Annotated in this window: 14 protein-coding genes and 1 pseudogene; 6 read left to right on the top strand and 9 right to left on the bottom strand. The window is 66.0% G+C overall.

Annotation, left to right across the window (positions count from 1 at the left end; genetic code table 11):
- Window positions 1-30: 30 nt before the first annotated feature.
- Window positions 31-2,049 (bottom strand): hybrid sensor histidine kinase/response regulator, encoded by a 2,019-nt coding sequence (locus MRBLMU1_RS31805; protein ID WP_363510489.1) that lies wholly within the window; start codon window positions 2,047-2,049, stop codon window positions 31-33.
- Between the two features lie 261 nt (window positions 2,050-2,310).
- Here MRBLMU1_RS31805 and MRBLMU1_RS31800 point away from each other — a divergent pair.
- Window positions 2,311-5,256: pseudogene (locus tag MRBLMU1_RS31800) on the top strand (TonB-dependent receptor); the annotation flags it as partial.
- Here MRBLMU1_RS31800 and MRBLMU1_RS31795 read toward each other — a convergent pair.
- On the bottom strand, window positions 5,192-6,445 hold the full coding sequence (locus tag MRBLMU1_RS31795; protein ID WP_363510486.1) for a catalase family protein: 1,254 nt from the start codon (window positions 6,443-6,445) through the stop codon (window positions 5,192-5,194). The pseudogene MRBLMU1_RS31800 and the gene MRBLMU1_RS31795 sit on opposite strands and share 65 nt — an antisense overlap.
- A 202-nt stretch (window positions 6,446-6,647) precedes the next feature.
- Here MRBLMU1_RS31795 and MRBLMU1_RS31790 point away from each other — a divergent pair, with 202 nt between their 5' ends.
- The 4 genes from MRBLMU1_RS31790 to MRBLMU1_RS31775 all read left to right on the top strand — a co-directional run bounded on the left by MRBLMU1_RS31790 (window position 6,648) and on the right by MRBLMU1_RS31775 (window position 11,502).
- On the top strand, window positions 6,648-8,003 hold the full coding sequence (locus MRBLMU1_RS31790) for a S41 family peptidase (RefSeq protein ID WP_363510483.1): 1,356 nt from the start codon (window positions 6,648-6,650) through the stop codon (window positions 8,001-8,003).
- A 113-nt stretch (window positions 8,004-8,116) separates the two neighbouring features.
- Complete coding sequence (locus MRBLMU1_RS31785) at window positions 8,117-9,508, top strand: NAD-dependent succinate-semialdehyde dehydrogenase (protein ID WP_363510481.1); 1,392 nt, start codon at window positions 8,117-8,119, stop codon at window positions 9,506-9,508.
- A 24-nt stretch (window positions 9,509-9,532) separates the two neighbouring features.
- Window positions 9,533-10,561, top strand: a complete 1,029-nt coding sequence (gene adhP, locus MRBLMU1_RS31780; RefSeq protein WP_363510478.1) for an alcohol dehydrogenase AdhP — start codon at window positions 9,533-9,535, stop codon at window positions 10,559-10,561.
- Between the two features lie 206 nt (window positions 10,562-10,767).
- Complete coding sequence (locus MRBLMU1_RS31775) at window positions 10,768-11,502, top strand: substrate-binding periplasmic protein (protein WP_363510475.1); 735 nt, start codon at window positions 10,768-10,770, stop codon at window positions 11,500-11,502.
- A 15-nt stretch (window positions 11,503-11,517) separates the two neighbouring features.
- Here MRBLMU1_RS31775 and MRBLMU1_RS31770 read toward each other — a convergent pair whose 3' ends face one another.
- The 6 genes from MRBLMU1_RS31770 to MRBLMU1_RS31745 form a co-directional block, all read right to left on the bottom strand.
- A complete protein-coding gene (locus MRBLMU1_RS31770; RefSeq protein WP_363510472.1) occupies window positions 11,518-12,681 on the bottom strand; it encodes a zinc-binding metallopeptidase family protein in 1,164 nt (387 codons plus the stop codon).
- Window positions 12,682-12,817: 136 nt separating this feature from the next.
- Entirely contained in the window at window positions 12,818-13,174 is a 357-nt protein-coding gene (locus MRBLMU1_RS31765; RefSeq protein ID WP_363510469.1) for a hypothetical protein, read from the bottom strand.
- A 37-nt stretch (window positions 13,175-13,211) separates the two neighbouring features.
- Window positions 13,212-14,183 carry a transglutaminase family protein gene (locus tag MRBLMU1_RS31760; protein WP_363510466.1) on the bottom strand — a complete coding sequence of 324 codons (972 nt, stop codon included), beginning with the start codon at window positions 14,181-14,183 and terminating at the stop codon, window positions 13,212-13,214.
- Window positions 14,180-16,888 carry a circularly permuted type 2 ATP-grasp protein gene (locus MRBLMU1_RS31755; RefSeq protein ID WP_363510464.1) on the bottom strand — a complete coding sequence of 903 codons (2,709 nt, stop codon included), beginning with the start codon at window positions 16,886-16,888 and terminating at the stop codon, window positions 14,180-14,182. The genes MRBLMU1_RS31760 and MRBLMU1_RS31755 overlap by 4 nt, the downstream gene beginning before the upstream one ends.
- 32 nt (window positions 16,889-16,920) lie before the next feature.
- Window positions 16,921-20,277, bottom strand: a complete 3,357-nt coding sequence (locus tag MRBLMU1_RS31750; RefSeq protein ID WP_363510461.1) for a DUF2126 domain-containing protein — start codon at window positions 20,275-20,277, stop codon at window positions 16,921-16,923.
- Between the two features lie 286 nt (window positions 20,278-20,563).
- Window positions 20,564-21,301, bottom strand: coding sequence for an SDR family oxidoreductase (locus MRBLMU1_RS31745; protein ID WP_363510458.1), 738 nt, complete (start codon window positions 21,299-21,301; stop codon window positions 20,564-20,566).
- Window positions 21,302-21,415: 114 nt separating this feature from the next.
- Between MRBLMU1_RS31745 and MRBLMU1_RS31740 the strand changes: the two genes are divergently transcribed.
- Entirely contained in the window at window positions 21,416-22,300 is an 885-nt protein-coding gene (locus MRBLMU1_RS31740; protein ID WP_363510455.1) for an AraC family transcriptional regulator, read from the top strand.
- Between the two features lie 41 nt (window positions 22,301-22,341).
- Here MRBLMU1_RS31740 and MRBLMU1_RS31735 read toward each other — a convergent pair whose 3' ends face one another.
- The gene (locus MRBLMU1_RS31735; protein ID WP_363510452.1) at window positions 22,342-23,949 is read right to left on the bottom strand and encodes an alkaline phosphatase D family protein; all 1,608 of its coding nucleotides are present in this window, start codon (window positions 23,947-23,949) and stop codon (window positions 22,342-22,344) included.
- Window positions 23,950-24,050: the final 101 nt, after the last annotated feature.

Genomic DNA, 24,050 nt, shown 5'->3' with positions numbered 1-24,050 from the left:
TAGCGGTTTATTTAAGAAAAATGCAACTCTTTATGATAACGTTGTCTGGAGCTCGGCGATATTGATCGGCTTGACGAGGTGGGCCGCAAAGCCGGCCTCCCGGCTGCGGTGCTTGTCGTTCTCCTGGCCGTAGCCGGACAGCGCGATCAGTTTCAGGCCTTCGCCGCGCGGCAGGCGGCGCAGGTGGGCGGCCAGCTCGAAGCCGTCCATGCCGGGCAGGCCGATGTCGAGGATGGCCACCTGCGGCATCGCCCTGCCGGCCTCGGCGATCGCGTGGGCCGGATCGTAGGCCACCGCCGCGCTGTAGCCGAGCGCGCCGAGCAGGTCGGCCAGCGAATCGGCGGCGTCCTGGTTGTCGTCGACCACCAGCACGCGGACGCCGCCGCCCTGCGCCGGCGCGCTGTCGGCCGCGCCCGCGTTGCCGGACTCGGCCTCCTCCACCACCGACTCGGGCAAGGTCAGCGTGAAGGTGCTGCCACGCCCTTCGCCGGCGCTGTAGGCGGCCACCTCGCCGCCGTGCATCTGCACCAGGTTGCGCACCAGCGCCAGTCCGATGCCCAGCCCGCCCTTGGCGCGGTCGACCATGCGGTTGCCCTGCACGAACAGGTCGAAGATGTGCGGCAGCAAGGTGGGCGAGATGCCCGAGCCGTCGTCGGTGACTTGTATCGTCAGCGAACGCCCGGTGACGCGGGTGGCCAGGGTCACGTGGCCGCCGGCCGGCGTGTAGCGCGCCGCGTTGCTCAGCAGGTTGGACACCACCTGCGCCAGCCGCGCCGGATCGCCGTGCCAACGCACCGGCGCCACGTCGACCAGCAGCCGGTGCTGCTTTTGCTCGAGCAGCGGACTGGCCATTTCGATCGCCTTGTTGAGCACGTCCGCCAGCGCGACCGTCTCCTTGCGCAGCTCGACCTTGCCGCTGGCGATGCGCGAGACGTCGAGCAGGTCGTCCACCAGCCGCACCAGATGGTCGACCTGGCGCTGGATCACCTCCTGCTCGTGGACGGTTTCGCTGTGTTCGCCGCCGCGCAGCTTCATCAGCTTGAGCGCGGTGACGATGGGCGCCAGCGGGTTGCGCAGCTCGTGGCCCAGCATGGCCAGGAATTCGTCCTTGGTGCGCGCCGACGCGTTCAGGTCGGCGTTGAGGCGCTCGCTCTCGGCCATCGCCTGCGCCAGCGCGCGGTCGCTGTCGAGGCGGCTCAGGGTGGCGCACACGGTGGCGGTGTACTGCTCCAGGAACTGGCGGAACGAGGCGTCCATCGGCAAGCGCGACGACACGCGGAACGCCAGCGCCAGCTCGTCGCACAGTTGCAGGTCGGCGCCGCGGATGACCACCACGGCCGGGTCGCCGACGGCCAGGTCGGCGCCGTCGACCGCGTCCGCGCCCGGCCCGCGCAGCAGGTCCACCGACAGCAGGTCGCCCGGATCGTCGCCGGCGCTCAGGGCGATGCCGGCGCGCACATCGGCCTCGCTGCGGCAGGCCAGCAGCCGGCGCGCCAGCAGGTCGAGCGCGTGGCGGCGGCGCTCGGCCAGCACCTGGCGGGTGGTCTCGGTGCACACCACCAGCACGCCGGCGATGCGGTCGTCCTCGCCGAACACCGGCGTGTAGGTATAGCTCCAGTAGACATCCTCGATGCGGCCGTTGCGCCAGATCGGCACCAGGTTGTCGGCGTACCAGCGCGGTTCGCCGCCGTTGCGCACCTCGTCGATCTGCGGGCCGATGATGGGCCAGATCTCGGTCCAGCACGCGCGTCCGCCCTGCCCGAGCGCGGCCGGATGCTTGCCCTCGCCGAAGCACGGCACGTAGGCGTCGTTGTACACCTGGATCAGCTCGTCGCCCCACCACAGGAACATCGGGTGCACCGAGTGCATGACGATGCCGACACCGGCGCGCAGCGCGGCGGGCCAGTCGTCGATGGCGCCCAGCACCGTGTCTTGCCACGGGAAATCGCGCACCATGTCGCGCATGGGCGTGCCGCCGCCGATGAAGCGGTACGACCGTGCGCCAACGGCCGCAGGGAAGGACAGGGTGGTAACGGAGAGGGCCGCCATGATGTCTTGATAAGCCGAAAGCCAAAGTGTAACAAGTGCGGTGTACGGTGGCGCACAATAGGCGCGCGCCGCGCCGGACCCGGTGCGGGCCGGCCGGATTGTAGTTAGCAAGCAACGCCGACGCCCGCAACCTCCCCTAATAAATCAACTCACTGATCGTTTCCGCCACGTCGATTTTTCGCGCGTTGAAGTCGCATATGATCGATTTTCCCAAGCAGGGAGAGACATCCACACAGCAACAAAAAATACAAAAGGATACGCATGAAGAACCGGAACGCAAGTCCGCTCAAACCGTCCGTGCTCGCCGTCAGCGGCGTGCTGGCCGCGATGGCCGCGATGGCCACCTCCTCGCACGCGCAAACGTCCCAGCAAACCGAACCGGCGGCCGCGCAGTCGGCCGCGCAGTCCGCCGACTCCGTGGTGGTCGTGACCGGCTTCCGCGCCAGCCTCAATAGCGCGCTGAACACCAAGCGCGCCAGCGACGGCATCATCGACGTCATCAAGGCCGAGGACATCGCCAAGTTCCCCGACGCCAACCTGGCCGAATCGCTGCAGCGGGTGCCGGGCGTGTCGCTCACGCGCGGCGACGGTGGCGAGGGCAAGCAGATCACCGTGCGCGGCCTCAACGCCGGCTTCACGCGCGTGCGCATCAACGGCATCGAGGGCGTGACGGCCACCGGCGCCTCCGACATCAACGGCAGCACCAACCGCGGGCGCGGCTTCGACTTTTCCGTGTTCGCCTCCGAGCTGTTCAACAGCCTCGAGGTGCGCAAGACCTCCGAGGCCAGCGTCGAGGAAGGCTCGCTCGGCGCCACCGTCGACCTGCGCACCGCCCGTCCGTTCGACTTCAAGGGCCGCACCTTCAGCCTGGGCGCGCAGGAGATGCACAACTCGCTGTCGGAAAAATACAGCCCGCGCGTGACGGCGCTGCTGTCGGACCGCTGGAAGACGCCGTACGGCCAGTTCGGCGCGCTGATCTCGGCCGCCTATTCGAAGCGCACGGTGCAGGAGGAAGGCTACGAGGCGGTCGAACTGCTCAGCGCCAGCAACGACGGCGGCTTTTGCGCGCCGGCCGGCTACGCGCCGCAGAACCCCGCCAACAACGCCGTCAAGGGCATCGACGCGGCCAATTGCGGCTTCGGCGTGCCGCGCACATCCAACCCGGCTGCCTACAACGACGTCATGTCGCGCACCGACAACTACGGCGGAACGGTCGCCAACCCGCTGCCCGGCTCGGGCGCGTTCGCGCCGCGCATCCCACGCTACCGCCGCTCGATGACGCAGTACGAGCGCTCCGGCGTGACCGGCTCGCTGCAATGGCGCCCGAGCAGTAGCACCGAGCTCAATCTCGATCTGCTCGGCGGCAAGTTCAACAACAAACGCTACGACAACTACATCTCGGCCATCTCGTTCGGCCGCAGCCTCGGGCAATCGAACGGCAAGCCGCAGACGTCGATCCTGGAGAGCCACTTCAACGACGCCGGCAGCTGGGACTACGGCAAGTTCAACGCGGTCGACATCCGCAGCGAAGGATTGCTCGACGTCTACTCGACCTTGTTCCGCCAGCACGTGTTGTCGGGCCGCCACGATGTCACCGACCGCCTGAAGGTCGACTTCCTGACCGGCCAGTCGCGCTCGGACCTGGACGAGCCGCAGCGCACGACGGTGCAGTTCGATTCGCCCAACGCCAACGGCTACTCCTTCGACTTCCGCAACAACCGCAACGTGCCGGCGATGAACTTCGGCGTCGACGTCGCCAACCCGAACAGCTTCAGCTTCGCGCCGCAGGAGGCCGACGGCACCTTCCACGGCCAGTTCGTCGGCCGCTATCTGCACACCCGCAACACGCTCAAGACCAACCAGGTCAACGCCAGCTACGAGCTCAACGACAACCTGACCCTGCGCACCGGCTTCTCCAAGCGCGACAACACCTGGACCAACGTCGAGATCGGCTCCGGCGGCAACGGCCTGACCCTGCCGGCGGGCGTGGGGATGGGCGACATCACGCGCCAGATCGGCGGCTTCGGCAAGGGCCTGGACGCCAGCGGCGTGCCGAGCTCGTGGGCGGCCGTCGACCTCGACAAATTCCTCAAGGTCTACAACATCGAGTGCCATTGCACCGAGGTGCCGGGGTCGAGCTACAACTACCTGAACCAGGCCAACCGCGGCGTCGACGAGTCGATCAAGGCGCTGTTCCTGGCGGCCGACTTCAAGTACGACCTGTTCTCGATTCCGCTGCGCGGCAATGTCGGCGTGCGCCACGCGCGCACCAACGTCGACACCTTCGCCATGCTCAACGCCAACGGCGTGCTGGAGCCGGCGCGCTTCAAGAACAGCTACCGCGACACCCTGCCGGCGCTCAACGTCTCTGCCACCCTGCCGCACGACGTGATGCTGCGCTTCTCGGCCGGCAAGACGCTGGCGCGTCCGGAGTACACCGACCTGGCGCCGTCGACCACGCTCAGCACGCAGGTGCAGACGGTCACGATCGGCAACCCCAACCTGGCGCCTATCCGCGCCAAGACCTACGACGTGCAGGCCGAGTGGTACTACGCCAAGAACGCGATGGTGTCGGTGGGCGCCTTCCACAAGGACATTGGCACCTTCATCCAGGGCGTGTCGGAGCGCGCGGTGTTCTCGACGCTGGGCTTGCCGGAATCGATCCTGCTGGGCGGCGGCTGCAGCATCACCGGCGGCACGCCGGCCTGCGCCACGCTGCCCAACACCACGGTGGTGGTCAACCGCCAGGTCAACACGCCGGGCGGGCCGCTGACCGGGTACGAGTTCAACCTGCAGGCGCCGTTCAGCTTCCTGCCGGGGATCTGGGCCAATTTCGGCCTGCTGGCCAACTACACGCACGTCGATTCGAAGATCACCTACATCACGCGGGTCGACAATCCGAACACCGCCGCCAACGAGCAGCTGACGCGGCGCGCCAACTTCACCGGCCTGTCGCCGAAGGCGCACAACCTCACGTTGTTCTATGAGGACAAGACCTTCAGCGCGCGGGTATCGGCGGCGCACCGCTCGTCGTATCTGCTCAATGTGCTGGGCGATGTGCAGGGGCATGACTTCACCATCGTCGACGGATCGACCAATATCGACTTCAGCATGTCGTACAACATCACGCCGCAGTTGCGCATCAGTCTGGAGGGGCAGAACCTGAACGACACGCCGTTGCGCTACGGCCGCGATAGCCAGCGCAACGACACGTTGTTGTACGTGCATTCGGGGCGCACGTTCGTGGTGGGGTTGAACTACAAGTATTAAGGGATGGGCGAGCCGCCGATCGATGCTCGCGCCAATGATCCAGATTCACCGGCTCGGCGATCGGCGTGCCGTTGCGCTCGGCGCGGAAGCGCGCCGATTCCGCGTACACGGCGCGCCGCACCCGCATGATGGAACCGAGCGGGCGATGGGCCGCGATGCAATGCCACGGATTGAACTGCATGCCGTCGTCGACCAGCACCGACAAGCCATGCGTCCACCCTGCCTGCGGCCCGGCGCTGATGCGCGCCACCGCCACCCACGGGCTGCTCCACTCGACGGTGGGATTCTCGATCGGCATCTCCGCCAGATCGGTGCACAGCTGCACGCGCAGTTCCCATTCGGCGTGATGTTCGGTCATGAAATCGACCACCGCGCCGCGCAGGCCGTTCGGCTTGCCGTCGAGGTCCACCGGCCGGTCCTTCAGCGCGACCAGCCCGGGCGACACCGGCACCAGCGACAGCTTGGCCATGTAGCGCCCGAACAGCACCGGCACCTGCGTGTAAAAGGTCTCGCCGAGGATGTGGGTTTCCGGATGGCCGCCGAGGCCCTTGAGCGTGGCGCTCTCGCCGCCGACCGCCTCGATCGCCTTCTCGGCGCCCTGCAAGGCCGCGGAGAAGGCCTTCTTCAGCGCCGGCGCCTTGTCGGTGGTGGCGGCCAGCAGCTTGGTGCTGCCCAGGAACTGCTTGGCCGTCGGCGACAGGAACACCGGACCGTTGACCATGACGAAGTCCTGGGTGGTGTCGCCCTGGCCGTCCGCCAGCCGTTCGCCGGGAACGCCGATGATCTTGAGCGCCATGCCGCGCGGCGTCGACACCTTGTCGTCGAGCAGGTCGCCCGGCGTGGTCGACAGTCGCATCACCACCGGATACTCGCCCGCCGTGGCGAACAGGCCCTGCGCGTAATCGGGCGGGATGCGGTCCAGCACCCGCAACTGCCCGCGCAGCAGGCCATGGCTCTTGGCGTGCACGCCGCGCGGGGCGTGGCCGCTGTCCTTGTGGACGGTCTCGGCGACGCTGCGCATGGCCTCTTGCAGGCCGGCGATGGTCTGGGCCTCATCCTCTTCCTCGATTTCGTAGGAGGAATCATAGGGCAACGGTTGATTCAGATGGCGGGTGGGGAAATCCATTTTGTATCCTGCGGACTAGTTGGCTGACTCGTCGATGATGACCGCGTCGGCACCACGTGTCTGTGGCGTGACACACCTAACAACTGTGCCACGGCGGCAATAATGCATTCCACTACGTCAAAACCGCCGTTCGTCGCGCGCCGCTGGCCCCCGCCGCCGGCAAGCACTACAGTCACGCCATGATCTTCTTCGACGGAAACAAATGACGCCCATTTCCCGCCACCTCCGGCCGGCCCTGCTGGCATTGATCGCCACCGCGCTGCTGGCAGCGCCTTGCTCCCGGGCGCAAACGGCGCCCCTGTCCACGCCGGAGCAGTTGCGCGCGGACCTGCGCTTCATCCAGGACGCCGTCGCCGCCACCCATCCCGACCCCGGCTTCTCGGCCGACGTCGAACAGCTGCGGCAAACTTACCGGCGCATCGACGCGCAGCTGGACACGCCGATGACGCGCGACCAGGCCTGGCGGCTGATGGCAACGCTCAACCCGGTGTATGCCGACGCCCACATGGCGTTGACGCCACCGGACGCCGGCGCCCAGAGCGAGGCCCTGCTCGCCGCCGGCGGCGGATTCTTTCCCTACGAGGTGGTGGTGGACCCGCAAGGCGGCCTGGCCATTCGCGCCGAACTGGGCGGCGCGGCCTCGCCGCTGGCCGGCGCGCGCATCGAGCAGATCAACGGCGTGCCGGCGCGCCGCCTCGTCGCCGAGCTGCTGGAACGCTGCCACGGCGACACGGCCACGTTCCGCGCCGACCTGCTGTCGACGCGCTGGCCCTTCCTGTACTGGAAGATGTACGGCGACGTGGCGGCCTTCGACGTGCTGACCGCCGATGGCCGGCGGCTGCGCGCGGCCGCCGGCGCCAAACTGCCGGCCTACCTGAGCGGACGGGCGGAGTTCGACCGCCAGTTCCGGTTCGAGCTGCTGCCCGGCGACGCCGCGCTGCTGACCGTCAACACCTTCTACTGGCCCGACAAAAAGCAATTCACCGACTTCACCGAGCGCGCCTTCACCCAACTGCGCGACGCCAGGGTCAAGACATTGCTGATCGACGTGCGCGCCAACGGCGGCGGCAACGACGATATGTGGATGGACGGCATTCTGCGCTACATCGCCGACAAGCCCTACCGCTGGGCCTCGACGTACAAGAAAAAGGTCATCAAGGGCCGCGAGAGCGCCACCGAAAAGCTGGGCCAGGTGATCGACGGCACGATAGAGAAATGGATACCGCCGCAACCGGACGATCCGCTGCATTTTAGCGGCGCCACGTACGTGCTGGTCGGACGCAACACGTATTCGTCGGCCATCCTGTTCAGCAACGTGGTGCAAGACTTCGGCTTCGCCAAGGTGGCCGGCGCGGCCGGTTCGGCGCGCGCGCGGCAAAGCGGCGGCACGCAAAACTTCGTGCTGCCCGCCAGCGGCCTGGCGCTCAGCGTGCCGCGCCTGATCTTCCAGCGGCCGTCCGGCGCGGCCGCCGCGGCGCTGGTGTCGCCGGACCTGCTGTTGCCGGACAGCCCGTACGACAGCCGGGAATTGATCGATGCGTTGTTGAAGTCGCTTTGACGGGTGACCATGGGATATGTGCGGTTTCGGCGTATTTTGATCTAGATCATAGTTTTTCCATGTAGTAGGGCGGAGACTGGTCCCCATGCACTGTCACACATGAGGGAGTCCCAATGCCGTACGCCAGCATCAATCCATACACCAGCGAGCTGGTGAAATCCTTTCCCGACGCCACCGACGCCGAGGTGGCCACCGCCATCGACCGGGCCCACGCCGCGTTCCAGACCTGGAAGCACACCGGTTTCGCCGCGCGCGCCACGGTGATGCGGGCGGCGGCCGAGCTGCTGCGCCGCCAGTGCGACGACTACGCCCGCCTGCTGACCATGGAAATGGGCAAGCTGTTCTCCGAGGCCCGCGCCGAGGTGGCGCTGGCGGCCGACATCTTCGACTACTACGCGCTGCACGCCGAGTCGTTGCTGGCGCCGCAGCCATTGCCGGTGGCCAGCCCCGACGAGGGCAGCGCCACGCTGGTGCACGAGCCGCTCGGCGTGCTGCTGGCGATCGAGCCATGGAACTTCCCCTATTACCAGATCGCCCGCATCATCGCGCCGCAACTGTCGGCCGGCAACACCATGCTGCTCAAGCACGCGTCCAACGTGCCGCAAAGCGCGGCCGCGTTCGAGCGGCTGATGCGCGACGCCGGCCTGCCCGCCGGCGCCTTCCAGAACCTGTACGCCACGCGCGCGCAGATCGAGACCATCCTCAACGACCCGCGCGTGCACGGCGTGGCGCTGACCGGCTCGGAGGCGGCCGGCGCGATCATCGCCGCGCAGGCCGGCAAGGCGCTCAAGAAGTCGACCATGGAACTGGGCGGCGCCGACGCCTTCGTGGTGCTGGCTGACGCCGACCTCGACAAGACGGTCAAGTGGGCGGTATTCGGCCGCCACTGGAACGGCGGCCAGGTGTGCGTGTCGTCCAAGCGCATGATCGTCGTCGACGCCGTCTACGACGCCTTCGCCGAGCGCTACGCCACCGGCGTGGCGGCGCTGCGCGCCGGCGACCCGTTCGACGCCGCCACCACGCTGGCGCCGTTGTCGTCGCGCGCCGCCGCCGACGAGATCCGCGACAAGATCCGCCAGGCCGTCGTGTTCGGCGCCACCGCGACCGAGGTCGGGCCGCCGGTGCCGACCGGCGGCGCCTTCGTGCAGCCGACCATCCTGTCGAACCTGGGCGCGGACAATCCGGCCCGCCATTGGGAATTCTTCGGCCCCGTCTCGATGCTGTTCCGCGCCGCCGACGAGACCGACGCGGTGCGCATCGCCAACGACACGCCCTTCGGCCTGGGCGGCTCGGTGTTCACCGCCGATACCGCGCGCGGCGTCGAGGTCGCCAAACAAATCGCCACCGGCATGGTGTTCATCAACCACCCGACCATGGTCAAGGCCGACCTGCCGTTCGGCGGCATCGGCCGCTCCGGCTACGGCCGCGAACTGATCGGGCTGGGCATCAAGGAATTCGTCAATCACAAGCTGATCGACGTGGTCGACATCGACGCGCCGTTCTGACCCCACCCACCGAGGAGCAACACCATGCAAAAAACCATGAAGGCGGCGGTCGTCCGCGAGTTCGGCCAACCCCTGGTGATCGAGGAGGTGGCCGTGCCGCAGGTCGGCCCCGGCCAGATCCTGGTCAAGGTCGCCGCCACCGGCGTCTGCCACACCGACCTGCACGCGGCGCAGGGCGACTGGCCGGTCAAGCCGAACCCGCCGTTCATCCCCGGCCACGAGGGCGTCGGCTATGTGGTCGCGGCCGGCGCGGGCGTGCGCCACGTCAAGGAAGGCGACCGGGTCGGCGTGCCGTGGCTGTACACGGCCTGCGGCCATTGCCCGCATTGCCTGGGCGGCTGGGAGACCTTGTGCGGCGAACAGCAAAACACCGGCTATTCGGTCAACGGCAGCTTCGCCGAATACGTGCTGGCCGATCCGAACTTCGTCGGGCACCTGCCGGCCAACGTCGGCTTCGTCGACATCTCGCCGGTGCTGTGCGCCGGCGTCACCGTCTACAAGGGTTTGAAGGTCACCGACACCAAGCCCGGCGATTGGGTCACGATCTCCGGCATCGGCGGGCTGGGCCACATGGCCGTGCAATACGCCACGGCGATGGGCTTAAACGTGGTGGCGGTCGACATCGACGACGCCAAGCTGGCGCTGGCCAAGCGGCTGGGCGCGGCGGTGACGGTCAACGCGCTCACCACCGACCCGGCCGCCCTCATCCAGAAGGAGCTGGGCGGCACCCAGGGCGTGCTGGTGACGGCCGTCTCGCCCAAGGCCTTCCAGCAGGCGCTGGGCATGGTGCGGCGCGGCGGCACGGTCTCGCTCAACGGCCTGCCGCCGGGGGACTTCCCGCTGTCGATCTTCGACACGGTACTGAACGGCATCACCGTGCGCGGCTCGATCGTCGGCACCCGGCTCGACCTGCAGGAGGCGCTCGACTTCGCCGCCCTCGGCAAGGTCCGCGCGACAGTCCAGACCGACCGGCTCGAACACATCAACGAGGTGTTCGCGCGCATGCGCAAGGGCGACATCGAGGGCCGCGTCGTGCTCGACTTCGAGCACTGACGGCCGTCCCTCGCCGGCGCCGGCCCGCGTCACTTGCACGATGCATGCCGGGCCCGCCGAAGTAAATCGCCTTCTGGCAACAAACTTTTGCGGCGGCCGATAATCTGTGGGAGCATAGTCGACAGGATCGCCGCCGTCGCGGTGTAATTGGGGGCTGCTTGAAGCTGTTACGGCTGTTGAAATTTTGCACAGGTTTATTGCTGTGCATGCCGGCGTCCGCCGCCGAGCCTCCCGTGTTGCGTTTCGCCACCGAGGAATGGCCGCCGTTTTTCAGCCGTTCGCTGCCGGGCAACGGCTTGACCGGCACGCTGATCGGCGCGGTGGCCACACGCATGGGCTACGCCGCGCGGATCGATTATTTCCCGTGGAAGCGCGCGATGGAAATCGGGCTACGCGACCACGACTACGCTGGCGTGGCGGCGCTGGTGCGCAACGCCGAGCGCGAGAAGCTATGCTACTTCTCCAGCGCGGTCGGCAGCCGGCAGACGGTGCTCGCCTACCTGAAGGACAAGCCGGTCACGCCCGCCGCGCTGGCGGAACTGAAGGCGGTGCGCATCGGCACCGTGGGCGGTTACTCGTACGGCGAGCAGTTCGACGAAATGGCGCGCACCGGCGTGCTGACGGTCGAACCGGCCATCAGCGACGAGATCAACCTGCGCAAGCTGCTGGCGCGCCGCTTCACCGCCATCGTCATCGAAAAACGCATGCTGCGCTACCTGCTGGCCGCCGAGCGCTACACGCCGGCCGACCGCGCGCGCGTGGGCGTCACCGACCACCTGTTCCCCACGCGCAACGTGCACGTGTGCTTCCAGCATACGCGCGAGGGTCTGCAACAGCAGCAAGCGTTCGACCTGGCCGCGCGCGACGTGGACCTGTCCAGGCTGGAGCGCGACTACTGGCGCGACATCCAGGACGTGAACGCGCGGCCGACCGCGCCGTGAGCGGTCCGGCCGGCGTTACGCCGCCGCAGCCGCCTGTGCCTGTGCCTTTGCTGGCGTCACCGCCGGCGGGGTTGTGCGCGCGGCGGCGGCCTTGGCGGCCGGCTTAGCCTTGGTCTTTTCCACCTGCGCCAGCACCACCTTGTGGATGAAGTGCAGCTTCTCCTGCACCGGCGTCGGCAGCTTGAACGGATACGAGTCGGGCGTGCCGACGCTGCGGTTCAAGCTGTTGAGCACATAGGTCAGCGCGAACCAGTCCGAGATGATCTCGTCGAAGGAATCGATCTTCAGCGGCGGCGCGGTGATCACCATCTCCGGCTCCTCCTTCTTACGCGGCTTGAGCGACAGGCCGCAGGCGTGCGCCGTCTCCAGCGTATCGATCATGTGCAGGTAGTGCGCCCACGTTTCGGCCCAGTCCTCCCACGGGTGCGAGCTGGCGTAGGTGCTGATGAAGTGCTGTTCCCAGTCGGCCGGCGCGCCGTTTTCATAGTGCCGCTTGAGGCTCTCGCTGTAATCCTGGCGCTCGTCGCCGAACAGTTCGCGATAGCCGTCGATCCACTCGCTGTCGGCGATCAGGCGATCGAAATAATAGTGTCCGCTCTCGTGGCGGAAATGGCCCAGCAGCGTGCGGTAGTGTTCATGCATCTGCTCGCGGGTGCGCTCGCGCTGGGCGGGGTCGGCCTCGGCGATGTTGAGCGTGATCAGGCCGTTGTCGTGGCCGGTCATCACCTTCTCGTCGTCGCCCGGACCGTCCTCGAGGAACTGGAAAGCCAGGCCGGCTTCCTCGTCCTCCTCCTTCGACACCGGGGTCAGGTGCAGCGAATACAGCGAATAGAGCAGGCGGCGCTTGGCCGATTCCAGCCGCTGCCAAAACAGGTGGTTCTTCTCGGTGCTGAGGGTGGGGATGACGACGGTCAGTTGGCAAGACGCGCACAGCTCGTTCGGGTCGTCGGCGTCGAGCATCCAATTGCAAACTTGATGGTTGACGTAGTTACTGCATTGCTTGTAGAGGCGGCCCGCGTCGTTCTTGTTCAGGCTGCGCCAGGTGCCCTCCTCTGCCGGTTCGAAGCTGCTGACGACGCGTTGCGCCGGTTGGTAGCCGAGCATGCTGTCGCAGCTGAAGCACAGCGTGTTTTCAAAGAAGACTTGTTGTGAACACTTGTCGCAGTGAAAGGTTTTCATTTTGCCTGGGAATGGGTTGGTGTAGTCCCCGGAGCGGGACGCTGGCCACCATCATATCCACCCGGCGCGTCTTGTTCAGTTAGACAGCGCGCATAGGCCACTCAATTACGGCGGCAACTGCGGGGTTGCGGAGGTGCTACTTTTTGCTTGCATCTCGATCGACCAGGCTCTTCATCGTTTGAGAAATGGCGTCCATCTTGTCTTCCCGGTCGTTTATCTCTGAGCAGCTTTTTTGCAACTCTCTTTCCGGGTACTTCGCCGGGTAGCGCCCAAGCAGATTAGAGCAATCGCACCGCAAACTTGCCTTGAGCCGCTTCGATTTGCGTTCGCGCAGTTCGGCGATCCAGCAGCCGTCGGCACAACCGCAAGAACGATAAGTCAGCTGTTCTGATTTCTCCGCCCACGTGAGGGTATAAGTATTGGGCTGGCCTGCTGAATACGCGGACTGCGCGAGCAGTGAAATGATGAGTGCGGCAAGGACTCTTCTTGGCATATGTCCGTGGATATCAAGGATGGGGATTGAGGCTGACTTAACCGAGCTCCAGCGGCGTGACCGTGACGTTGACTTGCAACGCCTGCTCGCCGCCGCCGAGCACGATGCCGCGCATCGGCGTGACGTCGCTGAAGTCGCGTCCCCAGCCGGTGACGATGTGCTCGTGCTGCACGAGGCAGCGGTTGGTCGGGTCGAAGTCGATCCAGCCCAGCGCCGGGTCGTACACCGATACCCAGGCGTGCGAGGCGTCGGCGCCGATCATGCGCGGCTGCCCTTCCGGCGGATGGGTGAGCAAATAGCCGCTCATGTAGCGCGCCGGCAGGCCCAGCCCGCGCAGGCCGCCGATCATCAGTTGCGCGAAGTCCTGGCACACGCCGCGCCGCCCGCTCAGCACCTGCTCGAGCGGCGTCGAGATGTCGGTGGCGGTGCTGTCGAATTCGAAGTCGTCGAAAATCCGTTGCGTCAGGTCGAGCGCGGCGTCGAGCAGCGGGCGGCCTGCGCTGAAGCTGTCGCGCGCGTAGTCGGACAGTTCGGCGCTCAGGCCCACGTGCGGCGACGCGTACAGGTACCGGCACGCCTCCAGGGTGGCGTCGCTGCGGTCGGTCAGCATCAGGTCGCGCACCAGTTCCCACGGCGCGCTGTCGGCGATCTGCTCCAGCGTGCGGCGCGGGTACAGCGCGAGCGTCGACTCGACGTGCACCAGCAGCGCGCTGTGCGGCGCGGTGATGCTGAAATGGCGCGTCAGGTTGCCGAAGTAATCGGCGCCGTCGGTGATGTCCTCGGCCGGCGGGTCGGTGACGATCCGGTGCGACTCGGTGCGCTGGTAGTCGAACGAACGCGGCGTCATGTGCAAATACTGCTGCGACAGCGACACCGCGCTCTGGTAGCTGTAGCGGGTCTGGTGCACCACCAAGTAGCGCGCGCACGCGGCCATGGTTTGCGGTGGCGCAGTGTCGCTGGCGGTGTTCGGCAGCGGACTGGCGGTTTGCTGGGTTTGGGATGGCGTCATCGCGCATACCCCGGCGCGCACGGCGTTTCGAACTTGTTTTGCAGGCTGCCCGTGTAGCTGAAGAACTGCAGTCCGATCTGCTCGGCCATGACCTCGCTGGCATTCTGCACGCGCGACAGCAAGTCGATCAGCCTTGGATTGGCGCCGTACAGGTCCGCTTCCGGCGACAACGACAACAGCTCGGCGTGCAGGGGGGCGAGATTGTGCTCGCCGCACGGGCCATACACCGTGGCGATCTTGCGCAAGCCCGAGAGCACCCCGTGCAGCTGGTGGCTGATCGAGCGCGGATTGCTGTCGTCGAGGATCAGCAGGTCGAGCACCGGTAGCCACTCGGGCTGGGTGCGGTAGCGCGCGCGGTAGGTGACGATGCTGTCGGATAGCTCCAGCACCCAGTCCAGGTTGCCCTCCGGGTCCATGCCCAGCGCCGCCCGTAGCACCATGCTCTGGAATTGCAGGCGCTCCAGGCGCCGCCCCAGCGACAGGAAGCGCCAGCCCATGTCGCGCGTCATGCCGTCCAGGCCGAAACCGGTCAAGGTCATCAGGGATGCGGCGGCGTCGTCGAGGATGGTCATCGCCTCCGATTGCGACGGCAGCGTGGCGCCGCCGGCGCGTTCGACCAGCCGGTTCAGCGCGCGCCAGTTGTCGACCGACAGCCGCTCGCGCAACTGGCTGGCGGTGTTGTAAAGCTGCTGCTGCTGGCGCGCCAGCCCCGGCACCTCCGGCGAGACCACCGCCAACAGCAACGCCGCTTCGATCTGGGCGTCGTGCGCGATACGCGCTGGCGCGGGCGCCGGCGCCTCGGGCTCCGGCGCACCGCCCTGGCTTTGGCTTTGGCTTTGGCTTTGGCTTTGGCTTTGGCTTTGGCTTTGATCCTGGCTTTGGGTTTGGGTTTGCTGGTCCTGGCTCTGGGCCTGCTGATCCTGACTTTGGCTTTGCTGGCTCTGTCGCTGCGCCGGCTCCGGCTCGAGCATGGGGGTCAGCTGGAACCAGGCGCACAGCGATTCGACGGTCGGCCATTCGGCGCCCGGATAGCCGGCGCGCACGTTGAAGACGATGTTGAGCGCCACCCGCAGCAGACGCGCGATATCGTCGCAGCGCTCGGTGTGGCGGCCCAGCCAGAACAGGTTCTCCGCCATGCGGCTCGACAGCTGCGTGTCGTCGCGCACCAGGTCCTGCGCCGTCATGCTGCGCGGGACGGGCTGGTGATGGCGCGCCTGCGAACTGGCCTGCACCCAGGTGTCCTTGCTGCCGCCGCCGTGCTGCATGGTGATGACGCGCGCGTCCGGCCCGGTGGCCACGCGGGTCAACCCGCCCGGCATGACGACGTAACCTTCCGGCGTGGCGCAGGCGAACACGCGCAGGCCGATCGAGTGCGCGCTCAGGCGTCCGGTGGCGGGCTGGTACACCGGCCCCTGCGACAGCCGCACCAGCTCGTGCGCGACATAATTGCTCGGATTGGCGCGCATCTGCGCGATCAGCGCGGCGCGGGCGGCGTCCTTCAGGTCTCGCCCGTACACCGGCGCCTGGCGCAGCTGCGGGAAGGCCGGCATGATCACCAGTTGGTCCAGCTTTTCGATCGCCTCCTCCAGCGCGGCCGGCTCGCCGCACCACCAGGTGGCCACCGACGGCATGCGCAGCGGCTGGCCCAGCAAGCGCTCGCTGAGCGCCGGCAGGAAGCCGAGCAAGGCGCCCGATTCGAGCAGGTTCGAGCCCAGGCTGTTGGTGACCAGGACGTTGCCGCGCCGCGCCGCCTCGGTCAGGCCGGCCACGCCCAGCGCGGAGTCGGAGCGCAATTCCAGCGGATCGCAAAAGTCGTCGTCGACGCGGCGCATGATGACGTGCACCCGCCGCAGCCCGGACAGGGTCTTCATGAACACGATGCCGCCGCGCACCGTCAGATCGCCCGCTTCCACCAGCGGCAGGCCGAGATAGCGCGACAGGTAGGCTTGTTCGTAATACGTTTCGTTGTAGGGACCGGGCGTGAGCAGCACGATCAGCGGCGCCTCGCCGGCGCGCAGCGGATGGGCGTTTCCGTTGGCGGCGCAACGGCGGCCCCAGTGCGCCAGGCTGTCGCGCATGGTGCCGAAGAAGCCTTCGAGCGGACGTATCTTCATGTCGCGCAGCAGCGCCGGGAAGCTGCGCCCGATGATGGCGCGGTTCTCCAGCGCGTAGCCGGCGCCCGACGGCGATTGCGTGCGGTCGGCGGTGACCCACCAGCGGCCGTTGGGCGCGCGCGCCAGGTCGACCGCGTAGAAATGCAGCGCGACGCCGTCCGGGTGGCCCATGCCGTGGGCGGCGCGCAGGAAGCCGGCGTGGCCGTGGATCAGCGCCGGCGGCAGCAAGCCCTCCTTGAGCATGTTCTGCGGGCCGTAGACGTCGCCGAGCAGGCGGTTCAGCAAGGTGGCGCGCTGGATCACGGCCGCCTCGATGCCCTCCCACTCCTGGCGCGGCAGGATCAGCGGCAGCAGGTTCAGGTCCCACGGCCGGTGCGTGCCCTTGGTGTCGCCGTAGACGGTATAGGTGACGCCGTTCTGGCGCACCTCGCGCTGCACCGTTTCGAGGCGTTGGCGCATCAAATCGGGCGGTTCGGCGCGCAGGCCGTCCAACATGGCGCGCCAATGCGGACGCGGCTCTTTCGAGGCGTCCAGCATTTCGTCGAAACTATCCGGTGCCGCCAGATATTTGGATAGTAGTTGCTTAGGCATCGCTGTCGGTCGGTTTTTCTTCTATAGTGCGCTCAATCCGGCTGCCAGCGCAAATCGAGCGTCATCGGCAGGCTCGGATTGAGTGCTTCCTTGTACACATACATCTGCCCCGGCGTGTGGCCGTGCGCCCAGAAACGGGCGAAGCGGCGCGCCTCGGCGGCGTTGGCGTTGATCGGCGAACTGTCCTCACTGCGGCCACCCGGGTGCACCACGTGGTAGGTGCAGCCGCCGATGGCGCGCCCGCTCCACGTGTCGACCAGGTCGAACACCAGCGGCGCTTGCACCTTGATGCTCGGGTGCAGCGCCGACCACGGGCTCCACGCGCGGAAGCGCACGCCGGCCACGTATTCGCCCGGCACGCCGGTCGGGTGCAGCGGCAGCATGCGGCCGTTGCAGGCGACCACGTGGCGCCCGTCCGTCAGGCCGCGCACCAGCAGCTGCATGCGCTCGACCGACGAATCGACGTAGCGGGCGGTGCCGCCGCCGGTCATTTCCTCGCCCAGGACGTTCCACGGCTCGATCGCCTGGCGCAGCTCCATCTCCACGCCCTCGTACACCACGGTGCCGAAGCGCGGGAAGCGGAATTCGATGAACGGATCGAACCAGTGCTCCTCGAACTGGTAGCCGGCGGCGCGCAAATCGCGCGCGACGTCGCGGATATCCTGCGCCACGAAGTGCGGCAGCATCCAGCGGTCGTGCAGTGCCGTGCCCCAGTGGACCAGCTTGGCCTGGTAGGGCTGGCGCCAGAAACGTGCGACCAGTGCCCGCAGCAGCAACATCTGCAACAGGCTCATACGCTCGTGCGGCGGCATCTCGAAGGCACGGAATTCTACCAGACCGAGACGGCCGGTCGGTCCGTCGGGGGAATACAGCTTGTCGATCGAGAACTCGGAACGGTGCGTGTTGCCGGTCAAATCGACCAGCAGGTTGCGCAGCAGGCGGTCGACCATCCAGGGTTTATCGCCCTCGTGCAGGGTCGGCAGCACCTTGTCCATTTGCTGGAAGGCGATCGCCAGCTCGTACAGGTTGTCGTCGCGCGCCTCGTCCACGCGCGGCGCCTGGCTGGTCGGGCCGATGAAGGTGCCGGAGAACAGATACGACAGCGCCGGGTGGTTCTGCCAGTAGGTGATCAGGCTTTTGAGCAGGTCCGGACGGCGCAGCATCGGGCTGTCGGCGACCGTGGCGCCGCCCAGGGTGGCGTGGTTGCCGCCGCCGGTGCCGGTGTGGCGGCCGTCGTTCATGAATTTTTCGGTGCCCAGGCGGGTCTTGCGCGCCTCCTCGTACAAGGTGGTCATGTTGTGCACCAGCTCTTTCCAGCTGGCGGCCGGCTGTACGTTGACTTCGATGACGCCGGGGTCGGGGGTCACGCTGAGCAGCTTGACCCTCGGGTCGCGCGGCGGCTGGTAGCCTTCGAGCCACAGCTTCATGTTCAGGTGGGCGGCGGTGGTTTCGACCGCCGTCACCAGCGCCAGGTAGTCCTCGATGCGTTTGAGCGGCGGCATGAACACGTGCAGACGGCCGCCTCGCACCTCGACGCACAGCGCGGTGTGGATCACCTCGCGCGGCGCGGGGGCCGGATCGACCTTCTTGGCGGCCGACTTGCGGGCGGCCAGGTCGATCTCGGCGTGGGAAGGGACGCCATCGCCTTTCGCCACCGGCGCCAGCGGTCCACGCGGTTCGAACGGATCGCGGTCGAATTCCGGCTCCTCGTCCTCCGGCTGCACCCACGGCAGCGCGTTGAGCGGCAGGCGCAGGCCGAGCGGCGATTCGCCTTCGATCAGGTACAGGTGTTCGCGCTTGAGCGGCCAGGCCGACGTGCGCCAGGTGGTCGGCACGGCGATCGACAGGCGCGCGCGCGCGTCGTCGGCCAGTTCCTCGGGTTTCAGCGGCACGACGTAGCCGGCCACCGCGCCCAGGCCGTTCTCCAGCAGGCGTGCCAGGCGGCGGCGTTCCTCCGGCGCCTTCAGGTCGGCCTTCAGCGGATCGAGGTTGACCGGCAGGTTCTCCTCGCGGCGGGCTTGCAGCAACACGTCCTCGTAGGCCGGAATCAGGCTGTCGGACGGCAGGCCGAGCGTGCTGACCAGCGCCTCGGTGAAGCGCTTGGCGTGGTCGGCGCCGTAGCCGTCGGCCTTCTTCTCGTCGGAGAACAGCGCCTTGTTGCGCCAGATCGGCTGGCCGTCGGTGCGCCAGAAGATGTTCAGCGCCCAGCGCGGCAGCGGCTCGCCCGGATACCATTTGCCCTGGCCGTAGTGCAGCATGCCGCCGGGGGCGAAGTGGTTTTTCAGGCGCAGCATCAATTCGCCGGCCAATTCGCGCTTCTTGTCGCCGTGCGCCAGTGTGTTCCATTCGGCGCCGTCCATGTCGTCGATCGAGACGAAGGTCGGCTCGCCGCCCTGGGTCAGGCGCACGTCCATCGCTTGCAGGTCGTAGTCGACCTGCTGGCCGAGGGCGTCGATCTTGTGCCAGTCGGCGTCGGCGTAGGGTTTGGTCACGCGCGGGTCTTCGTGGATGCGCGTCACGGTCATCACGTGGTGGAATTCGACCTCGGCGACGTCGGTGAAGCCGCTGACCGGCGCGGCCGACGACGGGATCGCGGTGCAGGCCAGCGGGATGTGGCCCTCGCCGGCCAGCATGCCGGAGGTCGGATCGAGGCCGATCCAGCCGGCGCCGGGGATGTAGACCTCGGCCCAGGCGTGCAGGTCGGTGAAGTCGACGTCGGTGCCGCTGGGGCCGTCGAGCGCCTCCTGGTCGGCCTTCAATTGAATCAGGTAGCCGGACACGAAACGCGCGGCCAGTCCCATGCCGCGCAGTATCTGCACCAGCAGCCAGCCGCTGTCGCGGCACGAGCCGGAGCGTTTTTCCAGCGTTTCGGCGGGCGTTTGCACGCCGGGTTCCATGCGTACCAGATAGCCGATGTCGCCCTGCAGGCGCTGGTTGATGGCCACCAGGAAATCATTGGTCATCAGGTCTTTTTTCAGGATGTCGCGGCGTGCCATGGCGATCCACGCGACGACCTCGGGATCTTCCTCGAAATGCAGATAGCTGCCCAACTCAAGCTTGAGGGCTTCCGGATAGTCGAACGGGAAATGCTGGGCGTAATCCTCAAGGAAGAAGTCGAACGGGTTGATGACCGTCATGTCGGCGATCAGGTCGACCGTGAAGTCGAGCTCCTTGGTGGCCTCGGGGAACACCGCGCGGCCGATGTAGTTGCCGTATGGATCTTGCTGCCAGTTGAGGAAGTGTTGCGCCGGCGTGATGCTCAACGAATACGACAGGATCGGCGTGCGCGCGTGCGGCGCCGGGCGCAAGCGCACTTCATGCGGTGAAAGCGTGACCAAACGGTCGAACTTGTAGCTGGTTTTATGGTGCAGGGCAACGCGGATGGCCATTCGATAGTGCCTTTCGGTAAGTATTGCACGGGACGAAGGCAGCAACACTGCCGAGGCGCCGGAGATATTTCTATTGTCTTGATGATAAAGCAGGATCCGTACCCGCAGCCCATGGGTTCAGCGGATTGGTCCGGGAGATGTTGGCAAGGAGTTCACTTGCGTAAGGTTAGCCATAGTAGCTGAAAACGCTTGAAATCCCGGCACCCGACATGAAACGGGCTTTTATCGACCTTTATCTCGGAAAGGATAACTTTATCCAAATGGGGATAACGCGGAATAATTGGTCCTACGCTTGGGCGGTCGGCCGGACGACGATATCGCCCACGTCAACATTGTCCGGCTGGTTGATGGCGAAGGCGATGGCTTCGGCGATCGCGTGCGCAGGTATGGCCATCTGCTTCATGGCGGTGAAATGCTGGTCGCGCGTGGCGGGATCCGGCATCGAAACGGGCAGTTCGGTATCCACGTAGCCCGGCGTGATGGTGGTCACGCGCAACGTGCTGCCAGCTTCCTGGCGCAGGCCTTCGGAAATCGCCTTGACCGCCAGTTTCGATCCGGCATACACCCCCATCATCGGCACTACCCTCAGCACCGAGGTCGACAGCGTGTGAATGAAGTGGCCGCTATCCTGCCTCCGAAACACCGGCAAAGCCGCCGCAATGCCGTACAGCACGCCTTTTACATTCACGTCGAGCATGTTTTCCCAGTCCTCGACCCTCAACTCGTCAAGCGGTGACACCGGCGCGACACCGGCATTGCTGATCAAGACATCCAGTTTTCCATACCGCTCGATGGCCAGTTGAACCAACTGCGCCAGATCCTCGCGCTGTTTGACGTCCGTGACGCGATAGCAAGCCTGGCCGCCAGCCGCCGCGATCTCTTCGCACAGCGCCGCCAGCTTTTCAGGCCGCCTCGCGCCCACTACCACGCGAGCGCCGAGCGACGCCAAATGGCGCGCCGTGGCCGCGCCAATGCCGCTGCTCGCGCCAGTGATAACAACTACCTTGCCTTGTATTCCAATCATGGCCGACTTCCTTTAAATGAGATGAGGGGGTAAGCTTAGCGCCTCCACCGAGGACGATCTATGCTGGTTCGTCCGAAAAACCGGCTGGATCGTATCGTTTAATGGGCGTTGCTGATGGATCCCCTATCCCAAGTATTTTCACTACTGAATGTCCGCACGGCGCGTTGCACACGTTTCGAGGCGAGCGAAAGCTGGTCGTATCGTTTTCCGGCCAAGTCGGCCCTCAAGATCGGCGCCGTAGTGCGAGGCGAATGCTGGCTCGACGTGGACGGCGGACCGCGCTGCCAGTTGAGCGCGGGCGACACTTTCCTGCTGGCGAACGCGCCCGGCTACGTGCTCGCCGGCGACGAGCACGCGGTGCCAGCCGACGGCATGGCAAACTTCGACTGGGAGCATTCGGACACGGGCCGGCACAACGGCGACGACACGGTCCTCGTCGCCGGCAGTTTCAGCTTCGACAGCTCGGATGCCGGCCTGCTGCTGGAGGCGCTGCCGCGCTTTTTGCGGATACCTGGAGAGCACCCATCGGCAGCAGTTATCGGCACCACGTTGCGGATGATCACGCCGGAGGTCAAGGGGCCGCAGATCGGCGCGGCGCTCGTGACGGACCGGTTGGTTGACGTCCTGCTGGTGCTGGTGCTGCGCGCGGCCCTGGATCAGGACGACAACAACGATTTCGGATGGATAGGCGCCCTGACCGATACACGGATCGGCAAGGCGCTCAGACTGATGCACAACAAACCGGCGCACCGCTGGACGCTGGAGGAACTAGGTGCGGAGGTAGCGATGTCACGCTCCGCGTTCGCCAAGCGTTTCACTTCGCTCGTCGGCCAGGCGCCGCTGACCTATCTACTGCGCTGGCGGATGCGGCTGGCGCGCGACCTCTTACGACGCGGCTCGTCGGTAGCGGCCGCCGCGTTCGCAGTCGGATATTCGTCGGAAAGCGCTTTCCGTCACGTGTTCAAAAGGCATTACGGCTACCCGCCTGCACGCTGTTAATATCGCCCGCAGCGGACCTGGCTGCGCAACCTGTCTACGCTTTAAACACCCACCGCCGGCAGCGTCTGCGCAAACTGCGAAACACCGTCGAGGTTGAACAGCTCGACCTTCATCGCCTTGGTCTGCGGATCGATATTGACTTCACCAAAGAACTGGTAGCCGGCAAACGGCGAGGAGTTCTGGATCAGCGGGCTTTTCGAGAATACCGCCGTAGGGCCGAAGGTTTTGTCGAGCACGCCGGGGCCGAAGGTGCCGGCATTCATCGGGCCGGCCACGAATTCCCAGAATGGGGAAAAGTTCGTGAACCGGGCCTGGGCGGGATCGTAATAGTGGGCGGCGCAGTAGTGGACGTCGGTGGTGATCCAGACCACGTTGGGGACCGCCTTGATACTGCTGAGCAGGCGGGCCATTTCCAGTTCGCGGCCGAGTGGAAGGCCGTCGTTGCCGTTGGCGAGTGCTTCCCACAAGGCTTCACCCTGGGCGTTCTTGCCGTCTCCGACGTTCAGGCCGATGGGCATGTCGGCGGAGATGACTTTCCAGGTCGCGGTCGAGGCCTTCAGCCCGGCGATCAGCCATTCCACCTGTTCACGACCCAGAAATGCCGAACTGGCGTCTTCCGCGGTTTGCAGGTTGGTGCTGTTCGGACCACGGTAGGTGCGCATGTCCACGACGAATACGTCCAGCAGCGGACCGTGCGAGATGGTGCGATAAATGCGCTGCGGTTCGCTTTGCTTGTAATAGCGCATGGGCGCATATTCGAGGAAGGCGCGACGGCCACGGGTGGTAAGGGTCGCAATGCTTTTTTCGGTGTAACGCGCATCGGCCGATAAATCCTTGGAAGCGCTGTAGTTATTCGTCACTTCGTGATCGTCCCATTGCCACACCTGCGGCACCTGGGCGGCGAACTTGCGGAAGTTTGCATCCATCATATTGTAGGCATGGCGGCCCCGGTATTCCTTCAGCGTTTCCGCGACCTTGCTGACTTCTTCCGTGACCAGATTACGCCAAACCTTGCCGTTTTCCGCCGTTACCTGGGCCAGAATCGGGCCGTCGGCATAAATCGTGTCGCCGTTGTGGATGAAAAAATCCGGGTCGCGCAAACGCATCGCTTCATAGATTTTCATGCCGCCAAACTCGGTGTTGATGCCCCAGCCCTGGCCGCACTGGTCGCCGCTCCAGTGAAAACGCACGGCCCGGGTTCCATCGGCAGCCGGCGTGGTCCTGAATTGACCCGAGATGGTTTCGCTTTCGATTTTCGAATTGTTGGGATCCACATAGCGCACACGCACGAATACCGTTTGGCCTGTGGGCAGGCCGCTCAGGTCGACACGAGTCGTGAAATCGGTGGCGTCGCTGGCAGTGGGGCCAACGATGCGGCTAGCGTTGTTGAAACGGTCGCTGGTATCGTATTCGATAATCATCTGCGCGTTGCGGTCGCTCCGGCTCCAGATGATCGCCCGATTATCCGTAATGTCGCCGAACTGTATTCCCGACGGCATCTTGGGCCGTTCGCTCTCACTGACACCGATTGCGATAGGGGTGGTGCCGCCGCCGCAGCCCCCAAGCAACAGGGGGCCGCCCAACGCAGAACTGCCTACCAATACCCCACCCTGGGCCAGGAAACTGCGACGCGAAATCGTTGAAGTCATGCTTGCTCCGATCATTTGAGAGCGGACAAGCTTAGTTTTTTAATATGACATGACGATGAAATCGTCAACGGAACGGGGGGTATGGAGGGTTAAATGGAAGG

The sequence above is a fragment of the Burkholderia sp. LMU1-1-1.1 genome, assembly GCF_040675865.1.
Taxonomy (GTDB): domain Bacteria; phylum Pseudomonadota; class Gammaproteobacteria; order Burkholderiales; family Burkholderiaceae_D; genus Rugamonas.
This window is presented reverse-complemented; position numbering and strand designations above follow the sequence as displayed.